The sequence below is a fragment of the Microbulbifer okhotskensis genome, from assembly GCF_023895975.1.
Taxonomy (GTDB): Bacteria; Pseudomonadota; Gammaproteobacteria; order Pseudomonadales; family Cellvibrionaceae; genus Microbulbifer; species Microbulbifer okhotskensis.
Map to the genome: position 1 here is coordinate 1 of NZ_JALBWM010000152.1, position 7050 is coordinate 7050.

Here is a 7050-nt window from a genome sequence, read left to right on the forward strand (position 1 = left end):
CGAGCAGTACAGTGACTATGGGGCTATAGCTGTATGAAACTGTCCGAAGTGTTGTCTTCTGGTGACTTTGCAGTAATAGCACACTTCTTCTGGATAGAGTTTGAACGCAGCGCTTCGAATATACCCTTCAATTGTGCATACTCAGCCGCTTCAGGACCGTCTCCACCTTCGAGAAGGAAAAGAGTAGGCCAGAAAAGGACAAGACCAATGCCCATTTGCCAGTTGTCTGCGTTACGCTCAGCTTTCAGATTTTGGTAAATCGTATTGGTTCTTTGGCCAACATACTCCATTTCAAGGGCTATTTGATCGCAATCATAGTCTTTGTACGTCAGCGGAGAAACGTATGCTGCATCAATTTTATCCGGATTGGAGGCACACGCTGCAAGAGTGGAAGCGCAAGCAAGCATAGCAATTTTTTTCATCATATTTCCTAGTAATGGCACAGTTCTAGTATTTGTAGTTATCATTGCCGCCGCTATTATCCTGATTGCCAGCCTGGAATCAATCCTCCTTCACAACTCTAGATCTGGCTCAATGATGACTTATGTAGGCGCTATCAAGTAGCTGAAAGATCTATGTCTCAATATCGGCGCTAACCACAGTGCGCATTACGACTGATGCCGCTTGAGTATGGTGGCCACGCCAATGGGCTGGTAGCTATATAATCTAGTAATGCCTTCAGGGATCTCATATACCGTAGAAATAGCTAATATTTACCAATCCTGAAAAGTCAATCTTTGAACCAGCCTTCTGTCGACTTCATTCACAGACAGATAAAAAACACCAAATAGCAAGTTGCCTCTAAGAATCCAACCAACAAGAATATATCGTTGAACGAGTCCACCAGAGTTAACATTGAAACCAATACAACTAATAGAATATACGTATACTTGGGATTTCCCCTTACCCTAAGCAGGTCATGACCACTCCAGACAATAAAAGCCTACCAAACTACCTCCACAGCAAGGCCAACTAGATCAAATAGCTTTATATCACCCTAGTAATATCCAGAATCTGTGTGCTAGCAGCATCAATAAAGAATTCAATGGCTAAGACCATCTTAATCACTAGCGGTGGATCGCACTTAACGGTAGGACTTCAGACTGGAGAAGCGCACAAGGATTCATAGAGGTTTACTTCAAATAGAAATTGATCTGCTCAATTTCAAGAAGTAAGCTCAACGATTCCCCAAAGAACAGATAGGCAGCGATACCAATCCGTCCAGAAATGAAGAACCTAATAGTACCAAGTATCACTTTTTAATACCCCTGTGTTAGCATTGCGAGAGCACTCAATAGAACCTGACAGGCCGTTCCAGGTAGATCGCCTGCCAGGTGAAGCGAACTATAGTACTAAGTTCTAGCGCCGGCTTGATTGCCGAATAGCAGCCATTGTCTGGTGGGCGTCCACAAATCCCATTCCCATATTGTGACTACCCAGCCTTGTATGTCGGGCCGTATCTTTTAAGGCTTGACTTATCCGCTCAATCGCCTCTTCTCTAGTGAGACCATGCTGCTCTGCCATATCAAACAATAGTACGCTGATCGCGGCCAATTGCGGGGCTGCAAAGGAACTACCAGATTCAAAGTTGTGACTGGAGGCTGAGTAAACGGCATCACCAGCAATTGCAAAACTCTGCTTGATCGCCAGGTCATTGTAACCAGGAACTGTCGCCGTTAAGGAGACCTCATTAGAAAATGGTTGAAGATTTATGGCAAAAAACAAATTCTTAGCGCCTGAGCGACCCTGATTTCCTGATAGAAAAGCTTTAATTAAATCCAGGTCATAAGTGAAGAAACTACCCAGTGGAGGTAAACCCAGCCGCTCTCTCACATCAGTATTCTCACCCTCCAAGTCTGTACCCGTATTGCCCAGGGACTTAGTGAATAACTTCGTCTGCAAAATGGCAGAAAGATGCTCGGCAAACTGGGTATCCAATTGATCATTAGTGATATGAAAAGCACGACTCATATTAATCACGCTAATGTCTTCACGATACCGTAGATAGGCCATCGCCTCGTTATACGTTTTGCTCTCAGTGCTGACAGGTACGATTGTCGCCTTCGGCGCTATATCAAGAATGATATCAATCACAGTATTACCATGAAGAAATGTGATCGGATCACCAAATTGTACCTCAGCTTCGATATTGGGATGCTGTGTACGCTGCTCTTGCAAGCGGACCGGATCAAAGAGGTCAAATATAGCAATAACGATACCTTCGCCATCAAAATGCCTAACCAAGCTCTCTTGTTTTAGTTTGTAACTTGGTACATGGGGCAACAGCAGTTCATTGATTGATAACCTGAAAATGTCCAGGCCGGCAATCGCCGCATCAAATACCAGCCTATTTTTCTCCTGATAATCTTCGGGCTGGAACGTATATAAAAGCTCGGCCAGCACAACAAACTCACTAATTGACTGCCCCCACTTATGCATCAATAACTCATCTACCATATAGTGTGACTTTTCAACTCCTTCGAATTGATCGAAGTCTGCTTCCAGGTAGTTATCGAATATAGGCGTTATTGGCTCCTCCCAAGGCCAGGGTGTCAACTCTTTTATAAGATTTAGGGAGTCTCTTGCCTGGTCAACATCAGGAGTAGCAGCATGGGCGCTGAAGCTACCTAAAAATATCAGAAGTGTCAGTATTACTTTATTCAAAACCGTTCCTCTGTTTTATTGAAAATAATTAGATATTTTTTGTGAACTGCTGCAAGCCCTGGATTATGGAAACACAGCTTCCCTGACAAGATCGCCTAGCAGCGTGGGAATAGGATCATGGAATATACTAAAACGCAACAAACTGCGAAGGGTATTGCGGCTTGAGACAGATATATTTAGGAAAGTTTTGAATAACCCCCTAATATCTCTGCGAATCCTGATGGCCAATTCTTCGGGACCTTAAGAAGCATCACGAAACTACTCAAAGACTCTTTAGCATATATATTGAAGTTATTATCAATTCTGCTGTTTAGCCAGCTTGATCAAGTAGGGCTCTGGTCGATAGTTGTCGCTTTTCTCCATCTTGCTTCTGCACAAGTCTCCAGCTTGAACATCATATGTAACATCGCTTCTCTCGACAAACAGCCTTTTGAGCGCTTTGGACGATGCAGCATTGTGGAGAAGGTCGATTCAACTGGATTTATTGTACGGATACTCTGCCAGTGCTTCACCGGGAAGTTGCAGAAGCTAACCAGCTCTTCATGGCCCTTCCGGTGGCACTCATCAACTTTTGGATATTTCTTTGATCAAAGTATCGCATGCCTTCTCTGCAGCGGCCCGTGTCTCAGCCTGCCAGATGTCATACAGGTATCGCTCGGCTTTTGATTGACTCGACTTTAGGTCTCCCTTGCTTTCAAAACTGAATCGTTCGTACTTGCGGCGATTCAACACATACAAAGCGCAAAAACCTTGTAGCCACAAGGAATATCTATTGCCATTGCGTCTTGCAATGTATCTATTTAAACTCTTCGGTTAGCTCATTTGCCAAATCCCAATCATTTCTATTGCCAGAATAAGCTTGGACTAACTTTTCGTATAGCCTCCTCGACTCAGCTCTATCGAAGAGCTCTACGATATTACGATCAAACAATTCAGCCAAACTGAAACATCCCCCTGTCAGGGCCCACTCAGATCCTTCACTGACACAAAATGGCCTCTCTCGATTTTTTCTGACGCTAAATATTTTGGGATATTCTGGGTGACTCCCTCCTCACCACCCGTAAAAAAGCGCAAAAACATGCCACAAAAAATCACCAACTACCAATTAATTGATCGCTGACAACGCCCAATCACAAACTCATACTCTTCTTCAAATATACCCAAAATATTACTTGATCCTACAGCCGATACCAGTAATTCGAACCCCGGTTGTAAATTTGAGATACTCACCATAGCCTCTACCACCTCATTAACTCGATCCGCCTCAAAAGAAAGCCAACAAGCGCCGAACTTATCATTTCCAACATAAATCAACCCTTCTCCTTGTATTTTTTCGCTCTCAAGGCAACTTAAGAACTGCCTCACTACAGTTTTCGCTTCGGTTTTATGACAGCACATCGTTGTTAATATATCTTTAAGGTAGTCATAAGATGCAATGTACTTTGACGGGTTTTCGTAGTGCGCCTCATCGGCTTGAATAAACCTAGCCTCTATACCAAAATCGGATTTCAACCAATCTATAATATCCCCTTGAAGCAGTCTCCTTTTTTTCTCGGAAAACTGGCTATATTTTTTCTGTAATTTCGGGCTGTGTTTCATCATCTATAATGGCTGTAGAGGTAAGGCATAGTTCTAATACCACTCTCCTCAAGCATACAGAGAAAGTATCGTGGAATTTAATTGTTCCTTTCTCATCACATGGCGAATGGCTGCAACAAAGTATCGCTTCTATAGCAACTTGTAAAGTATGAGACCCCCGCCTATTCACCAAAAGGCGATTGATTGTCTCTGTGTGGTAATCAATATCGAGCTCGAGCTGTTATTCACTGAATAACCTACCATTAACAATAATATCTACAGTACCTTTCCAGGTACTAAAGTACCGCTCACTACTATTCCCCCAGAGCGCATCGTAAGCTGGGATATCGGAAATCGGCTTCAACAGACTGCAAAAGGTGTATTTCGTTGTCGCCGGGCTGATTATTAATGCCACGGAAGGTTTACTAGTGAATCATTAGAGCTCTAATCCTTTGATCAACTTGATACACATAAACTACACCTGTAGTCTCAACGCTCAATAACGTAATTTCCGGAAGACAACTATGAATATTTCAGCGGCAGAGCATCTGATCCTGGAAGTCGCATGGAGAGAATACCCTCTAACTGTGGGCTAGGTCATTGATCGGATACAGGAACATTCCAACTGGTATCCGAATACAATAAAAACCATGCTTACCCGACTAGTGACAAAGGGAACTGTTATACGAAGCAAGGATGAAAAACGTTATTTTTACCCCCCCTTCTGTTTCTCGGAACGATTTCACAGAAGAAGAAACTACAGGATTTATATCACGATTTTTTGATGGGAAAATGGTGCCACTGATTGCGAACCTTTCCAATCATAAGAAGATTTCTGGGAAATGGCTTAAAGAGATTGATTAGTTATATCGAACACCCATTGATGCACCTTGCTGAATGGTGCTGCTCACCGAGGTGAGTTGAGGATCAGAGCAGAACACCTAGCCATCGCGACAGATCGAACTTACATTCACAAGCTAGCGGGCCTTGTGGTTAATTCTGTAACTAATAATTTTCTCTGCTGGAAAAGTTAGGCATCGAAAATGGCCATAAAAATAAATATATTTTTATGGCCATTTTCTTCATGGGTGCTAGGTATGTTTCTCGTCCTTATGACTCTTCGGATAAAGAGGAACTTTCACTGCTCAACTCATCGAATTTTTCCGCCATGGTGGGATTGCGTCGGGTCAATTTTTTAATCGTAACATCCTGCGCTTTGTTATTTGCAAGGCGCAGATTTCGGTCGGTGCCAAGCAATGCGTCCTTGGTTTTTTGTAGGTGATTAATTGACTTATCAATCTCATCGATCGCCGTTTGAAACTTTCTTGTAGCAAGATCATAATTCTTGGCAAAAGCTGTTTTGAATTTATCCAGGTCGCTTTCGAAGTTTGTAATATCAACATTCTGCGCTTTCACAAGGGCAAGCTCATTCCTGTATTCAAGTGATTTCATCGCGGCGTTACGAAGTAACGTAATGATTGGAATAAAAAACTGTGGCCTAATGACATACATTTTCGGGTAGCGGTGGAAAACATCAACGATGCCAGAGTTGTACAGCTCGCTATCGGGTTCCAGCAAAGAAACCAGCACCGCGTACTCACAGCCCTTCTCTTTGCGATCTTTGTCGAGCTCCTTTAAGAAATCCTCGTTCTTTTTCTTGGTCGCAGTGGTATCACTTTCGTTCTTCATCTCAAACATGATTGAGACAATCTCAGTGCTAGACTCATCCGAGTCACGAAATATGTAGTCGCCCTTGCTGCCTGTACTTGCGTCGTTATCCTTCTCGAAATATGCCTTCGGGAATGCAGTTGAGCGAATACGATTAAACTCAGTCTCACAATGCTGCTCAAGGCTTTCCCCCACCATTTTCGTCGACAACCTGGACTTCATATCCCGGAGGCGTTCGATCGCTTCATCGCGATCTTTGATTTGTGTTTCATATTTATCTTTCAGCGATCTGTCTGAGAGCTCCTTTTCAAGTTCTGCCTGCTTTAGGCCGATCTTTAGTTCATCACGCTCTTTCTCAACCGCATTAACCGCCTCTGTGACGGCCAGTCTCTGTGTAATTTCTTTGGCATCCAATTTAGCTTTCAGGTCCAGAATCTCTGCATCTTTGCTCGCGGCAGTATTCTGTACATCTTGCACGAGTTTTTGCTCTGCAAGCTTCGAAGCAGCTTGGCTATCCTGTTTTGCTCTCTCCAGCTCGTTTGTGAGTGCATCCCGCTCCCGCTCAACGGCCTGTACTGCCTCGGCAACGGCAAGCCTCTGCTCAACTGCACCCGTATCCAGCTTCGCTTTCAAACCTTGAATTTCAGCGTCTTTGGCTGCAGCTGCCTCTTGCATTTCACTATCAGATTTACTCTTGGCAAGCTCAATAGCACTCAGCTTTTCCTTCTCTGCTAACGTAAGTCGCTCACTTAGCTGCCTTTCAAACTCGTCATCGCGAACCTGCTTTAGAATATCTGCATACCCGGCTTCGTCAATCTTGAATGCTTTGCTGCAGTGCGGACAGATGATTTCATGCATATCCCCTACTCTCCTCTATGGCAAAAACTAACACAAGTAGCCCGTACTCTATATAAAGGCCCACTCGGGAATGGGAGGCATCTTAGCGACCTCATGTTACCCACCGCCAGTGTTCGAATCACCAGCTGCATTGGTTCAAATCCCTATTGCTCATTACATTACCCTCGTGGGCAGCTCCAAGCTAGGAAAATATCAGTTCACTAATACACTGTAACGAGTGGGGGCCGATCCCAGGGCTGTCCCATATAAATCAGCTTAAATCGTGACTGTAATTATCTTGTC

The 7050-nt window shown here is 43.7% G+C and carries 4 protein-coding genes and 2 pseudogenes; 1 reads left to right on the forward strand and 5 read right to left on the reverse strand.

Features of this window, described 5'->3' with window-relative positions; genetic code table 11:
- Positions 1-23: 23 nt before the first annotated feature.
- The 4 genes and pseudogenes from MO867_RS19760 to MO867_RS19775 all read right to left on the reverse strand — a co-directional run bounded on the left by MO867_RS19760 (position 24) and on the right by MO867_RS19775 (position 4266).
- Positions 24-422 carry a hypothetical protein gene (locus tag MO867_RS19760; RefSeq protein WP_252472314.1) on the reverse strand — a complete coding sequence of 133 codons (399 nt, stop codon included), beginning with the start codon at positions 420-422 and terminating at the stop codon, positions 24-26.
- A gap of 937 nt (positions 423-1359) precedes the next feature.
- Positions 1360-2664: a hypothetical protein gene (locus MO867_RS19765; RefSeq protein WP_252472316.1), complete on the reverse strand. Its 1305-nt coding sequence runs from the start codon at positions 2662-2664 to the stop codon at positions 1360-1362.
- A gap of 338 nt (positions 2665-3002) precedes the next feature.
- Positions 3003-3342, reverse strand: a pseudogene (locus MO867_RS19770) (transposase); the annotation flags it as partial.
- A gap of 420 nt (positions 3343-3762) precedes the next feature.
- The gene (locus MO867_RS19775; RefSeq protein WP_252472318.1) at positions 3763-4266 is read right to left on the reverse strand and encodes a hypothetical protein; all 504 of its coding nucleotides are present in this window, start codon (positions 4264-4266) and stop codon (positions 3763-3765) included.
- A 626-nt stretch (positions 4267-4892) separates the two neighbouring features.
- Here MO867_RS19775 and MO867_RS19780 point away from each other — a divergent pair.
- Positions 4893-5106 (forward strand): annotated as a pseudogene (locus MO867_RS19780) (BlaI/MecI/CopY family transcriptional regulator).
- A gap of 246 nt (positions 5107-5352) precedes the next feature.
- Here MO867_RS19780 and MO867_RS19785 read toward each other — a convergent pair.
- Entirely contained in the window at positions 5353-6768 is a 1416-nt protein-coding gene (locus MO867_RS19785) for a DUF2130 domain-containing protein (RefSeq protein WP_252472322.1), read from the reverse strand.
- Between the last annotated feature and the right edge of the window lie 282 nt (positions 6769-7050).

Bases quoted from the DNA above. Each gene is read 5' to 3' on its own strand.
- MO867_RS19760 (WP_252472314.1), bottom strand. From the start codon at position 422: ATGAAAAAAATTGCTATGCTTGCTTGCGCTTCCACTCTTGCAGCGTGT.
- MO867_RS19785 (WP_252472322.1), bottom strand. From the start codon at position 6,768: ATGCATGAAATCATCTGTCCGCACTGCAGCAAAGCATTCAAGATTGAC.
- MO867_RS19775 (WP_252472318.1), bottom strand. From the start codon at position 4,266: ATGATGAAACACAGCCCGAAATTACAGAAAAAATATAGCCAGTTTTCC.